This window comes from Methanosphaera sp. BMS, from assembly GCF_003268005.1.
Taxonomy (GTDB): Archaea; Methanobacteriota; Methanobacteria; order Methanobacteriales; family Methanobacteriaceae; genus Methanosphaera.
In genome coordinates, this window is the sequence record NZ_CP014213.1 from 2,355,165 (window position 1) to 2,380,182 (window position 25,018).

Below are 25,018 nucleotides of genomic sequence, written 5' to 3' on the forward strand. Positions count from 1 at the left end.
TATTTTTTATTTTTTTTGAATTTACAATTACTTTGAGATCTTTTTATTTTTTAATGTTTTTTCACGTATTTTAAAATGGAATCCTATTGTTTTTATATGCTTTTCAATTGCAGTTATCAATTCTTTTTTGAGAGATTTTCCTTAACAATCCATTAAACTATTGATTGATGTATGGTATCATCTTTTTTATTTAAAATTAACCAAGGTTTCTTTATGATAATCAATTTCATGATTAAATATATTGCATTCAATTACATTTAACTTGACAATCACTTAGTCTACTTTCAAAATTATCCATGTATTAGAGGGGTTTCTTTTTCCCATCAATATGATTTTTGGACATTTCATTGAAATAATAGTCAGGGGATGTTAATATTACTCTTAGTAAAAATAGAAAAATAATGGGGGTCATTAGGTTAAATGGATGATTAACCGAGTTATACCTTGTATCTGAGGATTCCTGCTATTCCACCGAATGCACGGTCAAGTTGAGTTCCTTCTTCTGTCTCGATGGATATGATTTCCACTTGTGTAGCTACTTCCTCTGCAAGTTCGATGAATTCCTCTGTGGTTTCCTGTGTTTTTGTAATGTTCATCTTGTCATTACAGTTAGGACATTGTTTGTCCGGTGCTTCCTGATGTTGTCTTGTCGTTATGACTTCTATCGTACCGCATGAAGGGCATTGGTATGTTTGCCTGTTTGTCTTAAGGTTTTCTGATAACAGAAGTGTTTCTACCGCTCCCATCTGCAGGTTTTGTCTAACCTGTTTTTCACCATATGTGGAAAGACCATTTTCGGATATGAGTCCTGAAAGGAATTTCTTCATCAGTTTCTTTTCTCGCATGATGTCCATTTCTTCAAGTGCATCTGTGGATTCATCAATTACCTCCCTTATTCCAAAGTCTCCAGTATATGATGTGTCTACGATGTTGATGATTTTATCCTTTATCCTGTAGTCCAGGTAATCTCCCTCTTCAAAGTCATTTTTTGTATGACCCGGTCCTCCAATAAGTACACCTTTGAGTTCATCATCAATAGGCAGGAACGTGTCGTTGGAATGTTGTCCTATACGTTTTAGGAATTTATGTGCCTCATCTTCAATTACACGGTCAAACCTTCTTTGTGATTGTCCTCCGGCTTTATGTTTGCCTGGTACACCACTGGTTAAGGTTTTCACGATGTCTATTCTTTTTCCTCTTAGGGTTGCTATCGTTGCCTCCTTCCTGTCAAGTACCAGTACGCCGTATACTTCCTTGTATTCTATTATCTGTTTTAAAGGATCCAGGAAGAATTGGCTGTCACAGTGGTAGATGTATGTCTGTACAGGTTCCGGCGGTTCAAACACGTATGTCTCCATCTTTTCGGTACCTGGTCCTCCCTTAGGTATCATTCCTACAAACATTACCAGTCCTTTTTCGGGTGGCTGTGGGAACAATTTAAGTCTTTGGATGATTACCTCAATCGCGGATTGCACATTTTTTCTAGTCTGTTTACTCTTGATGTTGGAACTTTGTCCGATTTCATCAACCATCTGTTTTCTAACGTCACTTACCTGTTTGTCGTGTGGTATGTATACACTCACAAGTTCGGTTCCTCTTCCTTTTTTATCCTCTAATTCTTTCAATGTCTTTTTAACTTCATACATTTCCTTTGATGATACTTCACTCATATTATCAAAATCCTTATTAAATTATATAATGTTGTTAATGATTAAATTAAATTGTTAAATATGTGTAATCGTTCTCGTTTTTTTGTAGGCGGTTATATTGTTATATTTTTTTTGTTTGAAGAATTCGTTACACAATCATAAAAATCGATATCCATATTTATAGTATATTATAATGTTTGTTTTTCATAGTATTTTATATTGATTGTTTTTTTGTCATGATATCTTCATCCTTTCTGGATGGATGATTTTTCTTCCCCGGATATTTCTTGTTTTATATGAATTATACGAATGATTATTTTATAGGTTATAATCTTAACATGATGTTATAGTTGATATAAATACGTTTATTTTTATCCTCATATGGAATATTTATTATTTAATTCAACTCATGTATATCTAACATATTCATTAATTCATTTTTATGATAATTCCTTTGTTCCCATTTCCCGTTGATTTTTTAGATAACTATATCAATATTTTTTAACATAAATAAATAGTGATAATATAATATTAATTTATGGGGTTTTAATTAATGCGAATTGTAATAGCAATAGGCGGATCAATATTACTCAAGGAATATGATAGTAAAAAGTTTGAAGCATATGCAGAAATAATAAAACAATTGAATGACGATCATGAAATATTCATAGTTGTTGGTGGAGGACGACCGGCACGGGACTACATTGGTGTTGTAAGAGATATGGGCGTATCCGAATCCATATGTGATGAGATAGGTATACAAGTTACACGTGTCAATGCCAGATTATTGCAATTAGCTCTTAAAAACGAGTCCTACCCGGCAATTCCCGAAAACTTCCAAGAAGCATTGGAATATGCTTGCAGTGGAAAAATTGTAATCATGGGTGGAACGGAACCGGCTCACAGTACCGATGCGGTAAGTTGTATACTTGCAGAGTACGTTGACGCCGATTTGGTGATAAATGCAACCAGCGTTGATGGATTATACGATAAGGATCCAAACAAGTTTGATGATGCCAAAATGTTTAGTCAGGTAACACCGGACAAGCTTTTGGAAATAGTATCCACCAATGACAACAAGGCAGGAACCTATGAATTTATTGATAAAACGGCAATTGGAATTATCAAAAGATCTAACATAAAAACGGTTATAGTGAATGGTAACAACCCTGAAAACGTTAAAAAAGCTATAACAGAACCAATTGGAACTCTAATTGTTAATGAATAAACACTTTTTTCAGGAGGTAAATTAAATGGTAGTAGAAGCTCACAGACACTGTGCTATATGTGGTAAACCGATACCATTATCTGAATCATTCTGTTCTGACCAATGTCAGGAAGCATTCCAGCTAAAACAGAAACAAGTAGCTAAACAGAGAAAAATATTACTCGCACTCGTAGCTATATTCGTGATTATCTACTTTGCATTCATGTTCCTTAAATAGGATCATGAATTTCTTTTTTTAATTTTTTGTTATTTAATATAGTTTAAACTCATTTTATTTAAATAATCAGCATAATTTTCTATAAAAATATTTTTTTTAACTATTTATTAGTGTAAACTCTTCAAAAATAAGTATCAGTTCTAGTTGATGGGGAGATGATTTTTTTTTAATAAAAAAATAAAAAAAAGAGGGTGTTATAATGCCACACCCATTTCCAATTGTTCGGTTAGTTCCTTATACCTGTTTCTAATGGTCACTTCTGTAACACCCGCGATGTCTGCAACGTCACGTTGTGTTTTTCTTTCACCCAGTATTACACTGGCAATGTACAATGCCGCAGCCGCTACACCTGTCGGACCACGACCACTGGTTAAACCATTCTGCATGGCCTCATTGATTATTTCAATTGCCTTGGATTGAACTACACCTGATAAGTTAAGTTCACTTGCAAATCTTGGAACATAATCAATAGGGCTGGTAGGTGGAAGCCTTATGTGTAATTCTCTAGTAAGGAATCTGTAAGTTCTACCTACCTCTTTTTTGCTTACACGTGAAACTTCTGCTATTTCATCAAGTGTCCTTGGCACTTGACATCTTCTGCAAGCGGCATATAAAGAAGCAGCAACTACTCCTTCTATACTTCTTCCCCTGATAAGCTTGTTTTCCACGGCATTTCTGTACACGACAGAAGCTGACTCACGTACAGATCTTGGAAGACCCAGTCTGGATGAGTCACGGTCAAGTTCACTAAGTGCGAATGCAAGGTTTCTTTCAGTAGCCCCGCTTATTCTTATTTTACGCTGCCATTTTCTAAGCCTGTACCACTGTGCCCTGTTTCTTGCAGGGATGTCTCTTCCATAGATATCCTTGTTACGCCAGTCAATCATGGTAGACAATCCTTTATCGTGTATGGTATATGTGATTGGAGCACCTACTCTTGTACGTTTGTCCCTCTGTTCATGGTCAAATGCCCTCCATTCAGGACCCATATCAACAAGGTTGTCATCAATTACAAGTCCACATGTACCACATACAACTTCTCCACGTTCATGATCATTTATCAAACGTGTAGATCCACATTCAGGACATTTGGTCTCTTTTTTCTCCATCTCTGCAACGTCTTCTTTCATCTGTTGTTTTTCACTGATACCTCTTTCTTTTTCCAGTTCTGCTTCCAGTTCCTCGGAGTCGGTGTTGTCAATTTTGATGATTTCCTCAACGTCTAAATCGGAGTTTGACATTAATTCTATGTCACTGTCTTCATCCATCATGATGTCAGTACCGGTCATTGGTGCCGTCATGAATTCACTCATGTCGTCGGTTGTATCATCATCGTTGGAGTTTTTGTCATCTTTGAAGTTGTCCATGATTTCAAGTAATGGATTAGGATTACTTCTTTTAGTCTTTTTGCTTGTCTTGTCCGTTTCTTCACTTTTCTTTTTCTTTGGTCTTCCTGCCTTTTTCTTAGGAGCCGCATCTTTTTTCTTTTTAGGTCTTCCCGGACCTCTTTTTTTAGGCTTTTCTTCAGGTTCGTTTTCTTCAGTTTTTTTCTTTTTTGGTCTTCCTGCTTTTTTCTTGGCCGGGGTTTCTTCTTTTTTGGGTCTTCCTGGGCCTCTTTTTTTAGGCTTTTCTTCGGTTTCCAAGATGGTGGTTTTGTGTTTGTCGTCTAATTCATCATCTTCTACAACATCTTCTTCAGCCTTTTTTTCCTTTTTAGGTCTGCCCCGTTTTTTAACTTTCTTATTGGTGGTTGTTTTATCGTCACTTTCAGAGTCTTCTTTTTTCTCACTGTCGGAGTCTTCTTCAGCTTCTTCAGCTTCTTCAGCTTCTTCCTCTTCAGATTCATCTTCAGTTTCCTCATTTTCTTCTTCAGACTCTTCTTCTTCAGCTTCTTTTTCTTCTTCTTCAGGTTGATTTTCAGCTAAGTTTTCTTCTTGTTCTTCTATTTGTTCGACTTGTTCTTCTTCTACTTTTTCCAATTCTTTCTTAGCTTTTTTCTTATCATCTTTTATTCTTTTAGAAGATTTATGAGGTCTTCCATATCTTCTTTTTCGTCTTAGTATGCCTGCCGTGGTCTCATCCTCCTTTTCTTATTTTTTGGTGGTAAGTAAACTGCTTCCCCCACATTTATCTTATGGAATTTCTTGTTTGTCTTAATTGATACGTATGGATTTTTTGTTGATCCAATGATATCATTAATTTTGCCAATGGCTTTGTTGTTTTTGTTGACTACAAGCAATCCAATTCGTGGGCTTTTATTTGATGGTACTATTATTTTATTAGTACTTGTAACATGGCTTATATTACCAATCTTTTTTAATTTGCTGTTTTTCCTTGTCATGATTTTTTTAAAATTTTTATTTAATTTTTCAATTAATTAGGAAATGTTATATTGTGAATAACTTGTTTTAGGGTCATGTTTTTATTGTTGAAATTTTTATATTTAAAAAAATTGTAATTTGTCGGATCTTGATGTTTTGTTTGTGGAGTTCATATCTTGATGATATTTTAAGTCAATGTAAATCATTATTTCCTATTTATTTTAATTATCATCGTTTCATATTCTTTTTTCACTATCGAAAATTATATTTCTATAATTTATACTAGTAGTTTGTATGTTTTAATATATATACTTTTGGATACCTTTATATACTAATGTCTTTTCATTTAATTCTTATATATATACTTTATATCCCCGAACATTATTTTTTGAATCTTAATTAACTAATAATTAATTTGTTCTTTAATTAAAAACTTAATGGATGGATATACTCGAAGCATACAAATTATGGAAAAATACTAATAGGCAAATAAGACATTCAAATCAAATATGGGTGAATAAAAAAAATGATGAATAAAAAAAATAATCATCAGGATAAAAATAAATTAGTCAATATCCAATATCTTATCCATCCGATTGTCCGGATCATTCATTTGAGCCATAAGCTTCTGCTCAAATTTCTTAATATTGGATACCTCCTCCAAGACATCATCAATTCTCTCCTTAGGAACAACAACAACGCCTTCACTATCGCCTACAATATAATCCCCATTAACAATGACATTACCCTCGATATTCAAACGTTCATTAATAACACCATTGTTCAATGCATAACCGGCATTAGGCATAGTGGCTTTGGAATAAACGGGATAACCCAAGTTTTTAATTCCCTCAGTATCACGTGAAGCCCCATTAATGACAGTGGCCTGAAGACCATGTTTTTGTGCAGCTTGTGAAGCCAATTCTCCCCAAATGGCCGTTTCATCATCAGAACAATCAATCAATAATATCTCATCTTCCTCACATTCATATATTGCCTTGATACCAGTACCCCAGTCACTGGAATTAGTCTGTGCAGTTCTGATTTTTCCTACAATTTTAGATTTTCCATCAATCGGCTTAACATTCCGGATAACTCCATTCTTACCACATACCTTTTTCATAGCATCAGAAACATTATCCGTGGTGGCCTTATCAAGTAGGTTATCTAAAGTAATTTTGTTTTTGTTTTTTCCATGATTCAAAATATTCTTCGGTGTAATCTTATTAACAGACATCATTATCCTTCCCAAAAAAAAATAATAAAAAAAAGTTTAAATTAATCTTGTGGTGTTGTTACCTCTTCGACTAATTTTCTACCGGCAACAACTTCATCAACACTATGAACAGAAGCTCCATAATGTTCAATAGCCTCTTTAATCTGATTATACTTAAGATCTGATCCTTCCATAGTGATTTTAATATTCTCAGTATCCTTATCAATTTCCATTAATGTAATGTTAACACCATCAACACCATCAAGATCACTTAAATAAAGTGCAAATGAAGGCAGTGATGGGCTATGTGGTTTAAGCACATCTAAAACTACTCTTATCAACGCATTCTGCATTCTGTTAAATCCTCCGATTTAATAATTCATTATTATATTAATATATGGTACTTTATATAATAAATATATTTTTTTTCTTTATATGCGTAGGATTACTTAAAATCATATTTTTATCAAAAAAATACTCCATTTCATCTATTAAAACCTAAAGTTAATGAAATATGCTTGAATCAAATAATATTATGTTAATGTAATTTTTTTTCTTCGTTATATTATTATATAACGCAATAAAAATAAAGAAATATGACAAACTAAAAACAAAGAATAAAAAAAGGTTACCTGAAGATTAACTATAGATTATAACCAGTTAACAATAAACGTTGTAAAAAAATAGAGCAAAAAAAGGGAGTTTAGTTGGTGATTTTTATCACTTTTGTCGTGTTTCTCTGTGAGTTGTATGCCAGTCTATCCTGTGTAATAACCTCTATATTGGCGTAGTTTTTAGATTGAGGTACCGGTATGTTTTTAAGGTCTAAGACTCCATCGGTTGTGTAGTAGTACTGTACATTGGTACCGTTTTTGAGTGTTACACCATTAACTTTTATTATACACTTGTTAGGACCGGCCACTACATTGCCGAGATAGTCCTTGATTGTTATTTTCATGGATAATGTGTGTGTCCTGTTGTTTATTGTGGCATTGGCTAGGTTGATTGTGATGTTTGATCTTTCCACCTGGAAGGTTGGTGTTTTTGTCATAATATTCTGATAGTTTTTATTGTAGAGTCCCACTTGTATTGTGTGATTTTTTGGTGTTAATGTCTGCATATCTGTTACGCAGGATATTCCTAGTGGTATTGTGTAGTTAACCGTTGCCGTACCGTTTACTATCTTGACTTTAAGCATTTCTCCGTTAGCATCCTTGAGCGTTATACCGTTTATTTTGAAGTATACGTATTCGTCCTGGTATCGTGTTATGTTGCTTGTTTTTTTGCCGTTTGTGGTGTCATAGATTTTAGCGGTTATCGTGAGTACTTGTCCCTGTTTGATTATCTTCTTGTTTGTAGTTACTTCTATTGTAGCGTTACGTTTGGATATATTTATACTCGCAGGGCTACTAGTGGATGCATTGTATATCGTTGTACCCACATAGTATGCAGTTATGTTTTTAGCATTGGTCATATTAATATCTGGTATGATAGTTGCTGTAGCTACTCCCTTTACGACTTTTATCTTGAGTGGGTTATTTGAACCGGTTAGTTTTCCGTTGTCTTTTATTGTTACTCCGTTTACTTTGAATATGAGATTTCCCTCGTTTACCTTACCTCCGTTTGTATCGGTTACTGTTGCTTTGATGGTGAGTTTTTCTCCTATAACACCAATAACTGGGTTTACCGTGGTTTGTGTTTTTATCTTGTTCTTGACTGTTATTTTGATGGTTTTTGTACTGTTGTTGTATCTGCTGTCTCCAGTGTATGTTGCGGTTATGTTTTGTGTTTCAACTTTAGTAGGTGTATAATTTTGTGTTACTATTCCATTATTGTTTGTTTTTGCCGTTACTGTTTTTCCATTGATATTTAATGTTACTTGTTGATTTGCTAACTTGTTTCCATCTGCATCTGTTAGTGTCACGGTAATGGTTACTTGTGTGTTGTTTATAGGTGTGGTGTTGGATACTTTAAGATCTATTTTTGTATTTATTTTTTTGACTGTGATGTTGGTTGTCGCGGTACTGCTATTGTGCTGACTGTCTCCATTATATGTAGCAGTTATTGTTTGTTTTTCTACTTTGGTTGGCGTGTATGTTTGTGTTGCTATTCCATTGTTATTGGTTTTTATGTTGAAAGTTTTATCACTTACTTTTATTGTAATATTTTGATTTGCAATTGCTTTATTATCAGCATCTGTCAGTGTTGCTGTAATTGTAATGTTTGTATTGTTTACTGGTGTGCTGTTGGATACTTTTACTGATAGTTTGGTGTTAATTTTCTTAACGGTTATGCTGGTTGTTGCAGTACTATTTATGTATTGGCTATTTCCATTATAGGTTGCTGTTATTGTCTGTTTTCCTAGCGTTGTTGCCATGTAGGTTTGGGTTACTATTCCATTATTGTTAGTTTTAACTGTGAATGTTTTATCTCCAGTAGTTATTGTAATGTTCTGATTTGTCAATTTATTGTCATCTGTATCTGTTAGTGTTACGGTTATGTTGATTGGTGTGTTGTTTATTGGTGTATTATTGGATACTGTTAGTGTTAGTTGTGTGTCTATTTTGTTTGCGGTGATTTGTATTGTTGTGCTGTTTTCTTGGTATGGATTGTTTGCCTTGTATGTTGCGGTTATGGTTGTTGTTTGGTTGTTTGTTGGTGTGTATTCGATACTTGCAATACCCTCGTTGTTTGTTGTTATCGTATTTGTCTGGTCTTTTATTGTTACGAGTATGTTTTGTCCTGGTAGTGTGTATCCTAGTTGGTCTTTTAGTGTGTAGGTTATGTTTATTGTATCATTTACGTATGGTTGTGTATTGTTTATGGTGGCTTCTATTGTCGTGTTTAACTGTTCATATTCTACATTAAATTCAAGAGTAGCACTAGCATCTTTATATACTGTGGACTCATTTGCATATTTTGCTTCAACTGTTATCGTGTCATTATTATTTACAGTTACAGGGTATATTAACTTACCGTTTTCACCTGTTAGGTTATTATATGTTAGTAGGGTATCTGTTGTGTTTTTTATTGTTAGTGTTATGTTGGCATCTTTTACTCCATTTTTATCCACATCAAGTAATTCTACAGTTATGTTAAATGTTTTATTAACATATACCGTCTCATCACTTTTGCTTATATTTAGTGTCGTGTTTATTTTTTCAACAGGTATTAATATACTCCTGGTTGAGTATTTATAACTTGTTGTTTCAGGATGTGAAGCGTTTACTGTGATTGTTTGATTGTTTACTGGCATGTATTCCAGGTAGGCGATTCCATATTGGTTTGTTTGAAGTGTCTGTTCCTGATTGTTAATTTTTATGTCTATTTGCTGATTTGATAGGTTTTTATTATTCACGTCTGTTAAGTGGAATGTTAAATTAATAACATCATATACATATGGATTAGTGTTATTAGATGATATTGTAAGTGTAGTGTTAACCTTCTCATCATAGAACACATTACCCACAACACGAGCACTACCCTGACCGGTTGTATTTGTGTATATTGTATTATTGTATTCAGTTGTATCATCACCTATATTATCCTCTATTTTAACGTTTTGACTACCCTCTGCTATTTTAATTGGTTCACCGTTTTTGGGTGCGTTGTTGGCTATGAAATTATTCTCCTCAACAACCACAACACCACGATTGTTGTATATTGCTGCTCCATCTTTGTATGCAGTGTTGTTTGTTAATGTGGAGTTAGAAATATTAAATGACTCCCCGCCGTTGTGTATTGCTCCTCCACGACCAGTTCCATCGTTAGGATTTCCTGCTTTGTTGTTTTCCAGTATGGAGTGTATGATTGTTAGCAAACCATAGTTGTATATTGCACCTCCATCAGTGCTTGCGGTGTTATTGTTGAGGTTGGATTGTGTTATGTTAAGATTACCACCATTACTGTTGTATATTGCACCTCCAACTACATATTGTCCTGTTGCCTTGTTTTGTGTGAGGTTGGATTGTGTTATGGTAAGATTACCACCATTGTTGTATATTGCTCCTCCCCATCCATAATGTCCTGTTGCCTTGTTTTGTGTGAGGTTGGATTGTGTTATGGTAAGAGTACCACTACCAGTGTTGTATATTGCACCTCCAAGTCCATATGTTTGTCCTGTTGCCTTGTTTTGTGTGAGGTTGGAGTCTGTTATGGTAAGAGTACCACCATAGTTGTATATTGCACCTCCACTCCCATCTAGTTGTCCTGTTGCGGTGTTATTGGTGATATTGGCATTGGTTATATTAATAGTTCCCGCATAGTTGTGTATTGCACCTCCATATCCATAGTTTTGTCCTGTTGCTGTGTTTTGTGTGAGGTTGGATTGTGTTATGGTAAGATTACCACCTTCGTTGTATATTGCACCTCCAAGTCCATCTCTATTTTGTCCTGTTGCGGTGTTATTGGTGATATTGGCATTGGTTATATTAATAGTTCCCGCATAGTTGTGTATTGCACCTCCATATCCATAGTTTTGTCCTGTTGCTGTGTTTTGTGTGAGGTTGGATTGTGTTATGGTAAGATTACCACCTTCGTTGTATATTGCACCTCCAAGTCCATCTCTATTTTGTCCTGTTGCGTTGTTTTGTGTGAGGTTGGATTGTGTTATGTTAAGATTACCACCACGGTTGTATATTGCACCTCCAAATCCATATCCATTTTGTCCTGTTGCCTTGTTTTGTGTTAGGTTGGAATTTAATATTGTTAAGTTACTGCCTGTACCATTGTTAACTATTGCTCCCCCATATTCAGTTGCGTTGTTATATGTTAGATTGGTGTTGTTCAGGGTTATGCTACCATTAACATTGTTTATTGCTCCTCCATTCTTTGTTGCGTTGTTGTATTCAAGTATTGAATCGTTAATGTTTAAATTACCACCATATGCGTTGTGTATTGCACCTCCAACTCCATTTTGTTGTCCTGTTGCTGTGTTGTTGTTGAGGTTGGATTGTGTTATGTTAAGAGTACCATCTTCGTTGTATATTGCACCTCCAACTCCATTGTATTGCCCGTTTGCTGTGTTTTCGTTGAGTTTGGATTGTGTCATGTTAATAGTACCATATATGTTGTATATTGCACCTCCTTCTCCACTTGTTTGTCCTGTTGCTGTGTTTTGTGTGAGGTTGGATTGTGTTATGGTAAGAGTACCAGTGTTGTGTATTGCACCTCCTTCTCCACTTGTTTGTCCTGTTGCTGTGTTTTGTGTGAGGTTGGATTGTGTTATGTTAAGAGTACCACCATATGAGTTGTGTATTGCACCTCCACATCCATTGTTTTGTCCTGTTGCTGTGTTTTGTGTGAGGTTGGATTGTGTTATGTTAAGAGTACCACCATATGCGTTGTATATTGCACCTCCAACTCCCTCTAGTTGTCCTGTTGCGGTGTTTTGTGTGAGGTTGGATTGTGTTATGTTAATAGTACCACCATATGCGTTGTATATTGCACCTCCATCTCCATCTCCATATTCTTGTCCTGTTGCGGTGTTTTGTGTGAGGTTGGATTGTGTTATGTTAATAGTACCACCATATGCGTTGTATATTGCACCTCCATCTCCATCTCCATATTCTTGTCCTGTTGCTGTGTTGTTGTTGAGATTGGTGTTGGTTATGGTAAGAGTACCAGTGTTGTATATTGCACCTCCCTCTCCATATCCAATTTGTCCTGTTGCGGTGTTTTCAGTGAAGTTGGTGTTGTTTATGTTAAGAGTACCAGTGTTGTATATTGCTCCTCCTTGTCCATCTTGTGCATGACAGTTGGTGATTGTGATGTTGTTAAGGTTTAACATTTGATTACTTGTTATATTTAAAAATCGGTATTTGTTATCTCCGTTTATTGTGTAACTGTTTCCGTTTATTGTAATGGTCTTTATATTAGTATTTAGTGTTGGGCTGGCTGTGAGTGTTATGTTGGAGTTAATGTTTATAGTTACTTCTTCATCGGTACTATTTAATGCATTTTTTAGTTCAGCGTAATCGCTTACGTCATGGGTTTGGCTTGCGGTTTTTAAGTTTTCTTCTTTTTTGTTTATTTTCTTTTCATTTATTATATTTTCTTCTATATCTGTTATTGTGTTGGTATTTTGTACTGTTTCTTTTGTATTTATATCAGTACTTTGTGTTGTGATTGTATCACTTGTGGATTCATTTTGTATATCTGCTGCAGTTGCAACTCCCACTAAGAGTACTAATACTATGACAAATAACAGTACTTCTTTTATTTTTTTCATATTGAACTATCCCCATTAGTTATAGTTTATTATGATATTCTATATGTGAAGTGGTGGTATTTAATATTTTTTAGAGTTTTTTATAAAAAAAGAAGTTAAATTAAATAGTAATATACTTATTAAAGAGTTTATATTCTGAAATTACTGATTTTTCTTAGGGCTGTAATGATTGTATCCTATGTATCTTTTTTCTATGATTATTTAATGTAGGTACATGATTAATCATGATAATTAGGGGGTGAATATTATCTTTTTTTATACAATTTTCCTGGCGTATAATTATTTGTGTTTTTGTTCATTTTGTAGGTCCAATTAGTATATCTTATATTTTTTATTATTTTTCTTGTTTTACTAATCTTTTGTTTATAATATAATTACTTTTTGTATCTATCTGTTTATTTTGTTCTTCTTCTTTTCTTATGTTTTGTCGCATATTATATTAATATGCGATATATTTGAGTTTTATCCGGTAATGTTAAAATATTGTCTTTAATATTTATTTTCTTCTATGATATTTCCAATGTTTTCTTGTCATATATTCATATACCATGTTTTTTTGGGTGGTGGTTTTAGTCTTCATGTTCTCATATAATTCTAAAATAAAATATTATTTCTTTATAATTTTTTTTAGTTGATGTTCTATTTCATTGACTTTGTCTAGGGCCTGTTTGCTGGATGGGCTTCTTTTTGATTCACTTTTTTCAGATGTCATATTTGAATTTTATAATGTTACTCACATTTTTGGTGTCTAAAATTATAATTACTTTTATTATCTATCACTGATAAAGATATAATTGTATAAAATATATAACGAAGTAATTCTTATTATACTTTTATACAATGGTTAAAATAATATTTTGACCTTTAATTACATATTCGAATTGAATATTAAATTTACTATACTAATGATAACGTTAATTAAAGATGTATATTACATCATTTCATAAATTATGATATTGAAAATATTTTTTCATCGCTTTCTTAATGTTTGATTAAATTTATCAATATAATTAAAGGCGATAGAATGACACATAAAAATGCCAAATATCATGATGATGAGGATTATTATTACATGGTAAAGGATGAAGTAACAACAACAAAATACTTGATTCATTCACAGATAAATGCAAAGGGTTTTGTAGAAAAACCTGACGTGGTAGGAGCAATCTTTGGTCAGACAGAGGGACTGCTAAGTGACAGTCTTGATTTGAGGGAACTGCAGAAAACAGGCCGTATCGGTAGAATAAAAGTCGACATGACCAATAAATCCGGAAAAACTAAGGGTGAAGTAATCATACCTTCAAGTCTTGACAGGATAGAAACTACAATATTGGCTGCATCCCTTGAAACAATCAATCGTGTAGGGCCATGTGAGGCTAGTCTACGTATTACCAAGATAGAGGATGTACGGGCCGTAAAAAGAAGAACCATAGTGGAACGTGCAAAGGAACTCTATAAAAATATGATGGAAGAGTTCACACCTGAAAGTACACGTATGATTGATGAGGTAAAAGAATCAATCAGACGACCTGAAATAATTGAATATGGGGAAGAAGGATTACCCGCCGGACCAAACACGCCAACCTCTGATGCTATATTAATAGTTGAGGGAAGATCTGATGTGTTAAATCTACTTAAGTATGGGATAAAAAACACCATAGCTGTAGAGGGGGTCAATGTTCCAAAAACGGTTGCAAAGCTAACCAAAGAAAGGACTGTAACGGCATTTCTTGATGGTGATCGTGGAGGAGACCTGATACTTAAGGAGCTATTGCAAATTGGTGATATTGACTATGTAACAAGAGCGCCAAGAGGATTGGAAGTGGAATATTTGGATAAGGACCAGGTAATCTACGCACTTAAAAACAAGACGTCGGTTGAAAAAATCACATCACAGGCAAACTACAATCACAACTCACACAACTACATCAGAAACAATAACAAATACAACAAGACATCAAATAATCAGAAAACAGACGTAACTGAGGAACATAAGAAGATAATTGATGACAACAATAAGTTCAAAAAAGAAATGAACCTGAACAACACATTAAGTGATGATGATGCTTCCCTGGATTATCAGGAAGATACCACTTCACAGGATGCTTCAAATAATTCCAACGACAGCACGCAGGAATTGGATGACAAAAAGCCTGCCGATACAAAAGTTCAAATCGATAATGAAGACGTTGACAAAACAGAAGAGATGGATGATGGTCAGCAAGGTCAAAACAAACATCAAAAGATACTTGAAGAGTTATCAACAACTGGATGTGGACGGTTATATGATGAAGACTTCAACATGATTGCTGAAGTGAAGGTTGAAAACATTTATAATCAAATCAAATCCTCTGATAAACCTATAAAAACAGTAATATTTGATGGAATAATAAGTCAGAGACTTGTGGATTTATCAAAAGAGAAAAATATTGAAAGCCTTGTGGCAGTTAAAATGAATGAGGTTGTTAAAAAACCCGAAACTATAAAGATAATAACCAAGAAATCATGATTTTATTTAAGGAGAATTCATTCTCCATTTTTTTTTCAAGGCAAATGATTGGGGGGATAACTTTGACACAGGAATATTTGGATGAAATAGATTTTGAGGAAAGTATGGAAGATTACATTCTGGAAATGGATATTCAAAGTTATTCATCAAACACTTTAAAAACTTACAAATCAATACTTAATAACTTTTATCACTATTTGCTAAAACAAAAAAAGATCAATAGTCCTAAGGCAATTTTACGTTCATTCAAAAAATACATACAACACTTGAAAAGAGACAAGAATGTCTCACAGAATTATCTATATCTTGTAACGGTAGTATTGAAGAAATTCTTCGAATTTGCCGAGATACAGATTACCGATGAGATTAAAGCACCAAAAAGAACCAAATCATTACCAAAATCCTTAAACGAACAGGAGGTATATGATTTAATACATGCAAAGGATGATAAGTACGATCCTGAAAAATCAAATCCTCAGAATATCTCACGTCTAAGAAATAAATTAATCTTAACCTTACTTTATTCAACAGGACTACGTGTATCCGAACTTATAAAACTTAAAATATCAACCATTGATGAAAAGGAACGGACAATACGTGTAAGGGGTAAAGGTGAGAAGGATAGGATTGTAATATTCGATGGCAATACATTGGATTTAATTCATGAATATCTGGACAAAAGGAATATGGATAGTGAATATCTGTTTCTTAACCAGGAGGGGAATACTTTAAGTCCAAGGTATGTTCAGTTGATGATTAAGGACTATGCAGAAAAGGCTGAAATCACAAAAAAGGTTACTCCTCACGTGTTACGTCACTCATTTGCAACGCACTTATTAAAAAATGGTGTGGATATCAGGGCAATACAGCAATTACTTGGACATAGTAATCTCAGTACCACCCAGATTTATACGAGTGTGGATATGCACACGCTTAAAAATGTATATGATGATGCATGGTCTTCAAGAGACAGCAATATAAGAAAAACACAAGAAGAGATAAATGCTTCTTTAAACTTATAACTTACTATTTTTTTCATAATTTTATATTTTATCTGCAATATTATCTTATTTATTAATCGGATATTATCCAATGATTCTTGTTTTTTGTTCCATTAAAGTCCAGACAATACCATAATAAAAATGAACATATCCGTACATAGATGTGTTATATATGGCACTAGTAAGTTTTTGGTTTTCACATATCCATAAAACTCAAATATTGAGCCAAATCCCTGTAGGGCAAGGACAGAAACCAATGACTTCATATCTGTCAGATGCAGCAGTGCAAAAAATATCCTTATAACAATCATTGAAACTATAATTGATACTTTACGATTGCCAGTATATTTGTACACTAACCGTAGGAAGAACATGAACGGAATGAATTTAATCAGTTTTTCCCCCCATCAGTGAGCAGAATAATGACAGTAACATGATTAGTGTCACAGAACCAGCACTTACTATGTCGCTACCGCTCAATGATAAGAACGCAAGTAAAGAACTAATTATCAGTGCATATGCCAAATAACCAACAAACAGTATAATGGCAAGCTTTATTTCACTTCTTTTTGGCTTATGAAATGGTGCAGTATAATCCCATTTGAGATAATACAATACCGCAACGAGAGGTATTAGACAAAAAAGCAGTCCGTCTATTATCTTATTATCACATATGTTCATTGCAATAAATGATATGAACACGGAAAGTAAAAGCACTATCCATCCGGTCTTGGGAATATGGGGATTTTTCTTATAAAACGGAAAATCCCTGTCTTCATCTTCTAAATTAAAATAGTCTAAGTTTTGGATAAATTACTTTTGTCTTATGTTAATATAATCTGTTGTAGGATGGTGATTGATTAACTGTGGGGGGCAATTGTTCAATTTCATCATTTGTTTATAAAAAGAGTGTGATTTGTGTGACTGGTTTTTAACAAAGAAAGGGGATTGAAGAATAGTATTATTCTTCTTTTGGTAGTATTGATGTTGTTATTCCGGATGCTATCATAATCTTAAATAAGTCACCAACAACAAATGGTACTACTCCCATAAATAATAGTTCAGGAAGTGTTAATACGCGTCCAGAGTTAAGCATAGTATTGTATAAACCAATTAATCCTGGTACATAAATACATACAAAGTTTGCAATCATCAAGGTAAGAACGCTTCCAACTGGTTTTCTTGCATTTACATAATTGTCAAATACGTAACCTGTAAATATTGCCGCAAAGATAAATCCTATGATATATCCTCCACTGGCATGGAACATAAATGCTAAACCGTGGTTCATATTGGTAAACCATGGCATTCCAACTATACCTAGAAGGGTGTAGAGTATCATGGAAAATCCTCCCCATTTACTTCCAAGAAGTACTCCGGCAATTAACACTGCAAAGGTTTGCAGGGTTATAAGTACTGGACTCCATGGAATTGCCAGTGATACCTGGGCCATAAGGCCGGTAAAACATGCAAAGAGGAATGACGTTAAAAGCATGGTAACTGTATCTGCATTGTTTCTCCATGAATACCATGAATTTTGCATTTCGTGTACTCTTTCTTTGTTGATATTTAATTGCATAGTTTAACCTCCTATCGTTTATATATAATTATATTAAATAATCGGTATTTGTACTTTTTATAATGATTATTTTCAATACCATAATTATATTTGGCATAACTACTATTTGAATTTATTTTTTTTGTCAGTATGTTGGATACTATTTTTCATGGATTTTGTATATTGGTGGTTTAATGATTCAAAACAAATCTTTTAATCAAATTAATCGATTTAGGGGGGTGTATGTTCTTTTTTTGATAGATTACTTGGAGTAGATGTTAGGAGTGTATTTTATTTTCCTTCTGTTGTGTGGGTATTTGCCTAAGATTAATCTAGTAAACTATATATTCTACTTTAAACATAAATAATATCATATCTAAATTGTATAAAATATACATTTTTTAATTTATTATGATTATCTCATCATTTACTTAATGATTTTTTTTAAGTAAACATGTTATTTGAAACATGTGTGATATTATTTAATCATAAAAACAGAAATATATTTCGAGGGAATTTTTTATGGCAACAAAAGTAGTTGAGATTAAAACTTTAAAACAAGGAAAATACTTAGTATTAGGTGGAGAAGCTTCAAAAATTACCAGTATTTCAACATCATCTCCTGGTAAACACGGTGCAGCTAAAGCACGTATTGAAGCAGTAGGAATTTTTGATAACCAAAAAAGAAGTCTTGTAAAACCTGTAAACGCTAAAGTGGACATACCTATCATTGACAAAAGAGTAGGTCAAGTATTAGCTATAATGGGTACTGAAGTACAATTAATGGACTTAGAAACTTATGAGACAATCGAATTACCTATACCTGATGACTTAAAAGATGCAATCAGTGAAGGTGTAGAAGTAGAATACATCGAAGCTATGGGTAATATGAAAATAATGAGAACAAAAGGTGGAAATTAAACACTATCCTTTTTTCCAATATCTTTTTTTTTATCAAATTTTTTTTTTCCAATAATTTAAATTACATTTAATTATTCATTGTTATTGTTGAATATATTATTAACAATTATTAATTACTATTTTGTCGATAATTTTATAAAAATAATGATAATTAATTTACAAAAAGTAATATAATGGAGATTATTTTTATTATATACCCTTAATCATTAGCATTTTGTTTAAGGATTTATTGTATTATTATAAAAAGTAAATTTATATATTAGTAATAATATAAATTATATTAGTTAATTAGCTATACAAGAATGAATATATTTAAAATTCATATAAAAGAAGAACTGATGAATCATAAATTCATGGTAAGTTATATAGTATAATTCAAAATTTTTTTCTTATAAAAGATTTTGAAAAAACTTCATTTTATATAATTATAATTTTAAATATTATACATTCTTTTTCAAAGGGAAATAATCTACACAATTAAAATCCTGAGCATGAAAATATAGCTAAGAAATAGAACAGTTAAACTAGTTCTATCATACTACATAACTTTTTTTAAATCATATTGTGCTGTTAAACAATCAGAGATATTAAATGTCCATGTTTCGTACATAGTTATTATTTTAATAATTTTTCATATTTTTTATACTCAAATCAATTAATAGGTTATCATTTTTTTTCGATTCATGGGTATTGGTGTTATTTTACTATAAGTTAAATTAAAACCAATCTGCTTTTAGGAAATTAAAAAAATCATTTGGGAAAGTTTTATACATCATGGGATTATCTTGATTTGGCATTATGGTCAGTAATCTGATTAATCAGCATATTAACAATATCAAATCTTTTTCAATCTCTTATTATAAACTAATTTAAAAGTTATTTGATTTTCAAATTCAAAAAAAGGGAAGTTGAGGGGTTTAATCTCTTTTAGGACCCATATAAATAACCGGTAAATGTATTTCGGTTTGAATTTCTTCAACAGGGGTATTTTCACTGGCCGGAAGATAAATTTCAGTTATAGGTCCTACAATGTCATAATCATTTTCAATCGCATAATTTACCATTTCACGTACCGATTCATTGAAGTTTTTATGGGAGCCCACGTGTCTTGCTGCTAAAACGGTATGTGCCGTTAATTCCTTAAGTCCCAATTTTCCTAATCTTGCGGCAGGCTTGCCATCCGCAAAGAAATCCTTGATAGGCATACCTACCTCAAAAATCTGGTCATTTTCCGCACGTTCTTCCAGGTCATTGTCATATGATCCATACGGGAAGCCAACAGCCTCCAATCCATTATCATGAATAAGCTGAGCTACCTCTTCAATAAACTCTGGTAATTTACTAAAACTATCAATATGAGGTACATAAGCCACTTTCTGATCTTCTATCTTTTTTTCAACAATTTTCATATAAACACTCCATTATCTATCTGATTCTGTTATAATCATGTCTCTAATTTTAAAGATTATTTTTATATTTTTTCCTATTATTACTTTTATTGTTAGAATCATATAATACTTTTATCAATGCCATTTACCTGACCCTATCATTTATGCCACCCCTCTTTTTTTTTAACGTTCTGTATGATTTCAACACAACTGCGAGTATCATACATATAATAATATGGAGGCCAATAAAAAAATCTCACCTCCATAAAATCATTGCATTTACTTGAAAACTTTACTATCGACATCTACAATCAAATCAAAGGAGAAAAAAATGATTAAGTCTAAATACAGGGTTATGTTTGTCATATTTGCAGTTGTGGTGTCATTTGCTATTCAATCAATAAGCGCCACATCTTTGGATTCAAATGACTATTCGATTGATGAAAATTGTCAGGATTCAAATGCAAATCATGACTTGGGTATGGACAATAACACGGAAAAATACAATAACCTAAACGATAATGCATTTTCAACAACAGGCAACCAAGCCGTCAATGTAAAAAAGGATACATATTTGATGTGGTGGCAACACATAACCTGTCATATTCTGATAACACACTGGAATTTGATAGCTACGGTTATGAAGTAGGTCTTCACAGCATATACGTGTAGTATACTGCCGATTTGATTCATGATTTAATATTGAAAACGGGTCAGACCAACTGTTACTTGCATGTTACAAGTCAGTCCGTACTAAAAATAGTGGATTAGAGATTGTCATCTCTAATCATTCTTTTTTTTGATTTTATTTTATTGGCGGGTCATGGACTATAGATTGTTTGCACTTCTTGGATAGCTGCTAATAAGTCCGCATCTAAACAGGCTATAACCATATGAACCGGCAGACATGACTGCCTTTGCATCGGCTTCAAGTTCAGCCTGTGATAACCGGGATAAGTTATTGTCATATGTTTGAAGTACGCTAACTACCTTACAATATTTGGCGCGACTGACAACATATTCCGTTGATGATTTAAGCCATTCACGTCCTGCATTGTATTCGTATTTGTATGTCATAGGAAGCATCACATCAAGATACCTGCTTAACTCGAGATAGTCCTGTCCATAGTATGTCTTTGTACCTGCTTTTTCGGCAAATACACATGCAGACAATTGTAAATTGCTGTCATAATCCTTGATTATGGCGTTAACTGATTTTACGAAGTTCGTGATGATGTTTGGATTTACAATACTTACCTTCGTTCCACTATATCTTACATAATCAAGACATACACCATTAACTCCATTCAGCTTAATGACATTTTTAATAAATGATCTAAGGGTATTCTGTCTGGCAGTGGACACATCGTCACCACTGAAACATATCACCCATGCATGAACACGTATAGGTGTATTCTTACATAAAGCGGCCACATTTTTCAAGTTGGCCACATCATTTGTGGAAGCCCTTACCTGAACATAAACATCGGTGACACCAACGTTTATCCAGGAATTCACCATGCTTTTTGTCACACCGTAACCAATCTGAACGAAGTATGAGGTTATCTTTGACTTTATCAGACTGCTTTTAAGGGTTAACTGATTGTTTAGTTTGCAGTTGTATGTGTAAGCGGTCACGCTTACGCTGCCATCTTGGGTGTATTTGTCACTAAGACTGCATACACCGTTTGCAACGCTTTTTTCTATCGACTTGGATATGCCTCCGCCGTTAATTGTTACATTAAACGTTAATGCAGGTAACCTTGTGGCATCTATTGAAGTAAATGTCTTTCCGTCATATACCCGGTTAACACTTGCAGTAGCAGTAACTGTTTTGGTTGTCTCATCTGAGAGGGCATCAAGCTTAAAATAAACCCAATTGTTCACGCTAAAGCCATTGGCATTCTGTGAATTAACGGAGTTTTTTAGCCACCAGTTATAGTTTGCATTAACTGCTCCGTTATAGTTGCACACGTCAATCTTGTTGTTTTCACCAATAACGCAATAGTTGACTGTAGTCTTTCCCTGGTTGTTATATATTGCCCCTTTTACGCTATTGTTGTTTTTTGTGACCGTTGACTTTGTGACTGTAAGTACGGATTTCTGGTTGAATATGGCAGAACCCGTGTCTCCTATGTTTTTTGTAAAGTTACAGTTTGTAATGGTGTTTGATATTCCACTATCACATCTAAGATATACTGACCTGTTTGTATTGTATGTTATAACTGAATCCTTAAGCATCAGCTGGTTCTTGTTTGTAACATATACTGCAGCTCCATGAACTTTGGCAGTATTTGATATGAACGTGGATGAATCTATGCTCGTTGTTTTCACTATGTTTGATGTACTGCTTATGGCAGCACCATTTGTGGCCCGGTTATTTTCAAATTTTGAATCGGACATTTTTAATTCATAGCTACTGTATACTCCTCCCCCTTCATTCGTTGCACTATTTGAATCAAAGGTTGATGAAGTAATTGTTGTCGTGTTTTTGACTGCTATGGCTCCACCATCATCTGCACGATTGCCTTTGAATTTGGAATTGCTTATCGTCGTTGTTCCGCTTGAGTATATCGCCGCTCCATAGTTTGTAGCGGTATTCTTTTCAAAGTAAGTGTTTTTGACTTGTAATGGTGATTTAATGTCGTATATTCCGGCTCCATGAACTGCTCTATTGTCAGAAAATAGACATGAGTCTATGATTGAATTCTTTGCTGATTCTTCTATCAATATGCTTGAATTTATGTTGCTTGTAAAGTTACATGATAGTAGATTCATGTATGACGTTGAGTATATTGCTGCAAATTCCGTTGCCTTATTTGATGCAAATACGCATTTATTTGCCTCAAGTGAGTTAAGGTTATAAATACATGAAGCGTATTTGGCGGTGTTGATCATAAACAACGATTTGAACATGTATAATGTTCCCTTGTTGTATATTGCACCACCATTTCTTGCTTCATTGGAGTACATTCGTACGTGTTTCATGCTCAAATAACCCTTGTTGTATATTGCACCACCGTTTTCATCAAAAGCATTTTTAAGGGTTATCGTTTTTATGCTGACTCGTGCTCTTGTTGCTATCGTGAATAGGTGCCTGTTTTGGGCATTTATTATGGTAGTTTTAGGGTTTTCTCCCATTATTGTAATGTTCTTGTCTATTAGAATTCCGTGTTCGTAGTATGTTCCGCTTAATACATATATTGTATCATAGTTTTTTGCTATTTTAAGTGCATTTTTAATGCTTTTCAATGGGCTGTTTTTTGTTCCACTGTTGTTGTCACTGCCTTTTAAGCTAACGTATATTACTTTATTGGCGGTTGCCGTTTTAAGGTTGCTTTCAGAATTAACTATCTTGACGGCAGTGTTGGTGTTGTCTGTATTTTGTATTGTTGCATTGTCTGTGTAGTGTGTGCTGTCTTCTTTTTGATTGTTCTGGTTGATATTATTCTTGTTTTCTATGTTATCGTTCGTGTTGATATTGATGTCATTATCTACTTTCATATTGTTAACAGTATTATCTGTTGTAATTGAATCTTCATTTGATATTATTGTACTTTCTTGTGTTAACGTAGCATTATCTGTTGCAGAAATACAAGTTAAACATATTAATATTGAAAGGACAAATAGTATCGGAAATATTTTCTTAAATAATTTTCTTTCTAAAATAAATTACACCTTCCTTATTAAATATTAAGTAGTAGTACTTAAATATTTAACGGATAATATCTTCAAAAAAATAGCTTTTTAATCCAAAACATATGTTATAATATAAAAATAAGGCAATTAAACTGTCAATGTGATAAATAAAATATGTTTTAACAAAAAAAATTAGGAAAAGGGATTTAATTTCTTATTATGATAAACATCATGTATACTATGAAAATTGCAAGTAATATGATACCATCTTTTTTATTAAAGTCCTGCTTATCATATGCCAATACATAGGATATTCCAAGAAGCACTATCATAACAACCGTGTCAACTAGCATTACCTGGGTTGTTTGGATAGGACTTATCACATTGGTTAAACCAAGTATAAACAAAATATTAAATATGCTGCTTCCGATAGCATTTCCTAATGCAATATCCTGTTTTTTATTAAGTGCCGCAGTAATGCTGGTAATCAGCTCCGGTAATGATGTACCGATAGATACAATGGTAAGACCGACGAGCGTTTCACTCATACCCAAACCAAGTGCTATGTCCTTAGCAGAATTTACCACTAAATCTCCACCTACAACAATGGCAATCAATCCACAAATGATATAAATTCCAATGATTGGTGAAGATAATTTGGACTGTTCAACAGCCATGTTTGACTTGTCTTTTCTGGCCTTAATGATAAGCCATGAAATGTATGATATGATGATAACTAGGAATATTATCCCTTCGATACGACTAATCTGATTTCCCGTAATTATGAATATCAACAGGAGAACACAGCTAATCAGAAGTAATGGAAAATCAATCTTAAGACTTTCCTCTTCAATGCTTATCTTATATAAGACCGCAGTTGCTCCCACAACAACAAGCATGTTGAATATATTACTACCGATAACGTTACTTACGGCAATGGCATTACTGCCGGTAAGGGCTGAAGCTACGCTTACTGCAGCCTCAGGTGCACTGGTACCGAATGCCACTATCGTAAGTCCGATAATCATTGAGGGAATTTTCAACTTATTGGCCAGGTCGCTTGATCCTTCAACAAAGAAGTCCGCACCCTTAATAAGAAGAACAAAACCTACAACCAATAATATTATGCTCAGTATGTTCAT

18 protein-coding genes are annotated in these 25,018 nt (G+C 33.5%); 6 read left to right on the forward strand and 12 right to left on the reverse strand.

Features of this window, described 5'->3' with window-relative positions:
• Nucleotides 1-437 precede the first annotated feature (437 nt).
• The gene (gene prf1 / locus AW729_RS08825) at nt 438-1,670 is read right to left on the reverse strand and encodes a peptide chain release factor aRF-1 (RefSeq protein WP_112124762.1); all 1,233 of its coding nucleotides are present in this window, start codon (nt 1,668-1,670) and stop codon (nt 438-440) included.
• 532 nt (nt 1,671-2,202) lie between these two features.
• On the opposite strand from prf1, the gene pyrH reads away from it, so the two are divergent.
• Both pyrH and AW729_RS08835 read left to right on the forward strand, forming a co-directional pair.
• Nucleotides 2,203-2,877: a UMP kinase gene (gene pyrH / locus AW729_RS08830; protein WP_112124763.1), complete on the forward strand. Its 675-nt coding sequence runs from the start codon at nt 2,203-2,205 to the stop codon at nt 2,875-2,877.
• A gap of 25 nt (nt 2,878-2,902) precedes the next feature.
• A complete protein-coding gene (locus AW729_RS08835; RefSeq protein ID WP_112124764.1) occupies nt 2,903-3,094 on the forward strand; it encodes a DUF2116 family Zn-ribbon domain-containing protein in 192 nt (63 codons plus the stop codon).
• 194 nt (nt 3,095-3,288) lie between these two features.
• Here AW729_RS08835 and AW729_RS08840 read toward each other — a convergent pair whose 3' ends face one another.
• From AW729_RS08840 to AW729_RS08865, 5 genes are all read right to left on the reverse strand, one after another.
• Nucleotides 3,289-4,224, reverse strand: a complete 936-nt coding sequence (locus AW729_RS08840; protein ID WP_112125274.1) for a transcription initiation factor IIB — start codon at nt 4,222-4,224, stop codon at nt 3,289-3,291.
• 926 nt (nt 4,225-5,150) lie between these two features.
• Complete coding sequence (locus AW729_RS08850; protein ID WP_112124765.1) at nt 5,151-5,435, reverse strand: H/ACA ribonucleoprotein complex subunit GAR1; 285 nt, start codon at nt 5,433-5,435, stop codon at nt 5,151-5,153.
• 545 nt (nt 5,436-5,980) lie between these two features.
• On the reverse strand, nt 5,981-6,652 hold the full coding sequence (locus AW729_RS08855; RefSeq protein WP_162685874.1) for an RraA family protein: 672 nt from the start codon (nt 6,650-6,652) through the stop codon (nt 5,981-5,983).
• A gap of 41 nt (nt 6,653-6,693) precedes the next feature.
• Complete coding sequence (locus AW729_RS08860; protein ID WP_112124767.1) at nt 6,694-6,984, reverse strand: DUF211 domain-containing protein; 291 nt, start codon at nt 6,982-6,984, stop codon at nt 6,694-6,696.
• A gap of 350 nt (nt 6,985-7,334) precedes the next feature.
• The gene (locus AW729_RS08865) at nt 7,335-12,860 is read right to left on the reverse strand and encodes an Ig-like domain repeat protein (protein WP_112124768.1); all 5,526 of its coding nucleotides are present in this window, start codon (nt 12,858-12,860) and stop codon (nt 7,335-7,337) included.
• Between the two features lie 1,072 nt (nt 12,861-13,932).
• Between AW729_RS08865 and dnaG the strand changes: the two genes are divergently transcribed.
• Both dnaG and xerA read left to right on the forward strand, forming a co-directional pair.
• On the forward strand, nt 13,933-15,369 hold the full coding sequence (dnaG, locus tag AW729_RS08870; RefSeq protein WP_112125276.1) for a DNA primase DnaG: 1,437 nt from the start codon (nt 13,933-13,935) through the stop codon (nt 15,367-15,369).
• 104 nt (nt 15,370-15,473) lie between these two features.
• Nucleotides 15,474-16,391: a site-specific tyrosine recombinase/integron integrase gene (gene xerA, locus AW729_RS08875; RefSeq protein WP_236951279.1), complete on the forward strand. Its 918-nt coding sequence runs from the start codon at nt 15,474-15,476 to the stop codon at nt 16,389-16,391.
• 92 nt (nt 16,392-16,483) lie between these two features.
• On the opposite strand, the gene AW729_RS11785 is transcribed toward xerA, so the two are convergent.
• The 3 genes from AW729_RS11785 to AW729_RS08890 form a co-directional block, all read right to left on the reverse strand.
• Complete coding sequence (locus AW729_RS11785) at nt 16,484-16,744, reverse strand: type II CAAX prenyl endopeptidase Rce1 family protein (protein ID WP_112124770.1); 261 nt, start codon at nt 16,742-16,744, stop codon at nt 16,484-16,486.
• A gap of 13 nt (nt 16,745-16,757) precedes the next feature.
• On the reverse strand, nt 16,758-17,051 hold the full coding sequence (locus AW729_RS08885) for a hypothetical protein (protein ID WP_162685876.1): 294 nt from the start codon (nt 17,049-17,051) through the stop codon (nt 16,758-16,760).
• 280 nt (nt 17,052-17,331) lie between these two features.
• Nucleotides 17,332-17,949, reverse strand: a complete 618-nt coding sequence (locus tag AW729_RS08890) for a biotin transporter BioY (RefSeq protein WP_112124772.1) — start codon at nt 17,947-17,949, stop codon at nt 17,332-17,334.
• 501 nt (nt 17,950-18,450) lie between these two features.
• Between AW729_RS08890 and AW729_RS08895 the strand changes: the two genes are divergently transcribed.
• A complete protein-coding gene (locus AW729_RS08895; RefSeq protein WP_112124773.1) occupies nt 18,451-18,849 on the forward strand; it encodes a translation initiation factor IF-5A in 399 nt (132 codons plus the stop codon).
• Nucleotides 18,850-19,766: 917 nt separating this feature from the next.
• Here AW729_RS08895 and AW729_RS08900 read toward each other — a convergent pair.
• Entirely contained in the window at nt 19,767-20,258 is a 492-nt protein-coding gene (locus tag AW729_RS08900; protein ID WP_112124774.1) for a GyrI-like domain-containing protein, read from the reverse strand.
• A 310-nt stretch (nt 20,259-20,568) separates the two neighbouring features.
• On the opposite strand from AW729_RS08900, the gene AW729_RS08905 reads away from it, so the two are divergent.
• Nucleotides 20,569-20,886 (forward strand): hypothetical protein, encoded by a 318-nt coding sequence (locus AW729_RS08905; RefSeq protein WP_112124775.1) that lies wholly within the window; start codon nt 20,569-20,571, stop codon nt 20,884-20,886.
• A 179-nt stretch (nt 20,887-21,065) separates the two neighbouring features.
• On the opposite strand, the gene AW729_RS08910 is transcribed toward AW729_RS08905, so the two are convergent.
• The gene (locus AW729_RS08910) at nt 21,066-23,741 is read right to left on the reverse strand and encodes a right-handed parallel beta-helix repeat-containing protein (RefSeq protein ID WP_112124776.1); all 2,676 of its coding nucleotides are present in this window, start codon (nt 23,739-23,741) and stop codon (nt 21,066-21,068) included.
• Between the two features lie 341 nt (nt 23,742-24,082).
• Nucleotides 24,083-25,018 carry a calcium/sodium antiporter gene (locus tag AW729_RS08915; protein ID WP_112124777.1) on the reverse strand — a complete coding sequence of 312 codons (936 nt, stop codon included), beginning with the start codon at nt 25,016-25,018 and terminating at the stop codon, nt 24,083-24,085.

Bases quoted from the DNA above. Each gene is read 5' to 3' on its own strand.
- prf1 (WP_112124762.1), bottom strand. From the start codon at position 1,670: ATGAGTGAAGTATCATCAAAGGAAATGTATGAAGTTAAAAAGACATTG.
- pyrH (WP_112124763.1), top strand. From the start codon at position 2,203: ATGCGAATTGTAATAGCAATAGGCGGATCAATATTACTCAAGGAATAT.
- AW729_RS08835 (WP_112124764.1), top strand. From the start codon at position 2,903: ATGGTAGTAGAAGCTCACAGACACTGTGCTATATGTGGTAAACCGATA.
- AW729_RS08840 (WP_112125274.1), bottom strand. From the start codon at position 4,224: ATGAAAGAAGACGTTGCAGAGATGGAGAAAAAAGAGACCAAATGTCCT.
- AW729_RS08850 (WP_112124765.1), bottom strand. From the start codon at position 5,435: ATGACAAGGAAAAACAGCAAATTAAAAAAGATTGGTAATATAAGCCAT.
- AW729_RS08855 (WP_162685874.1), bottom strand. From the start codon at position 6,652: ATGTCTGTTAATAAGATTACACCGAAGAATATTTTGAATCATGGAAAA.
- AW729_RS08860 (WP_112124767.1), bottom strand. From the start codon at position 6,984: ATGCAGAATGCGTTGATAAGAGTAGTTTTAGATGTGCTTAAACCACAT.
- AW729_RS08865 (WP_112124768.1), bottom strand. From the start codon at position 12,860: ATGAAAAAAATAAAAGAAGTACTGTTATTTGTCATAGTATTAGTACTC.
- dnaG (WP_112125276.1), top strand. From the start codon at position 13,933: ATGGTAAAGGATGAAGTAACAACAACAAAATACTTGATTCATTCACAG.
- xerA (WP_236951279.1), top strand. From the start codon at position 15,474: ATGGAAGATTACATTCTGGAAATGGATATTCAAAGTTATTCATCAAAC.
- AW729_RS11785 (WP_112124770.1), bottom strand. From the start codon at position 16,744: ATGTTCTTCCTACGGTTAGTGTACAAATATACTGGCAATCGTAAAGTA.
- AW729_RS08885 (WP_162685876.1), bottom strand. From the start codon at position 17,051: ATGAACATATGTGATAATAAGATAATAGACGGACTGCTTTTTTGTCTA.
- AW729_RS08890 (WP_112124772.1), bottom strand. From the start codon at position 17,949: ATGCAATTAAATATCAACAAAGAAAGAGTACACGAAATGCAAAATTCA.
- AW729_RS08895 (WP_112124773.1), top strand. From the start codon at position 18,451: ATGGCAACAAAAGTAGTTGAGATTAAAACTTTAAAACAAGGAAAATAC.
- AW729_RS08900 (WP_112124774.1), bottom strand. From the start codon at position 20,258: ATGAAAATTGTTGAAAAAAAGATAGAAGATCAGAAAGTGGCTTATGTA.
- AW729_RS08905 (WP_112124775.1), top strand. From the start codon at position 20,569: ATGATTAAGTCTAAATACAGGGTTATGTTTGTCATATTTGCAGTTGTG.
- AW729_RS08910 (WP_112124776.1), bottom strand. From the start codon at position 23,741: ATGAAAGTAGATAATGACATCAATATCAACACGAACGATAACATAGAA.
- AW729_RS08915 (WP_112124777.1), bottom strand. From the start codon at position 25,018: ATGAACATACTGAGCATAATATTATTGGTTGTAGGTTTTGTTCTTCTT.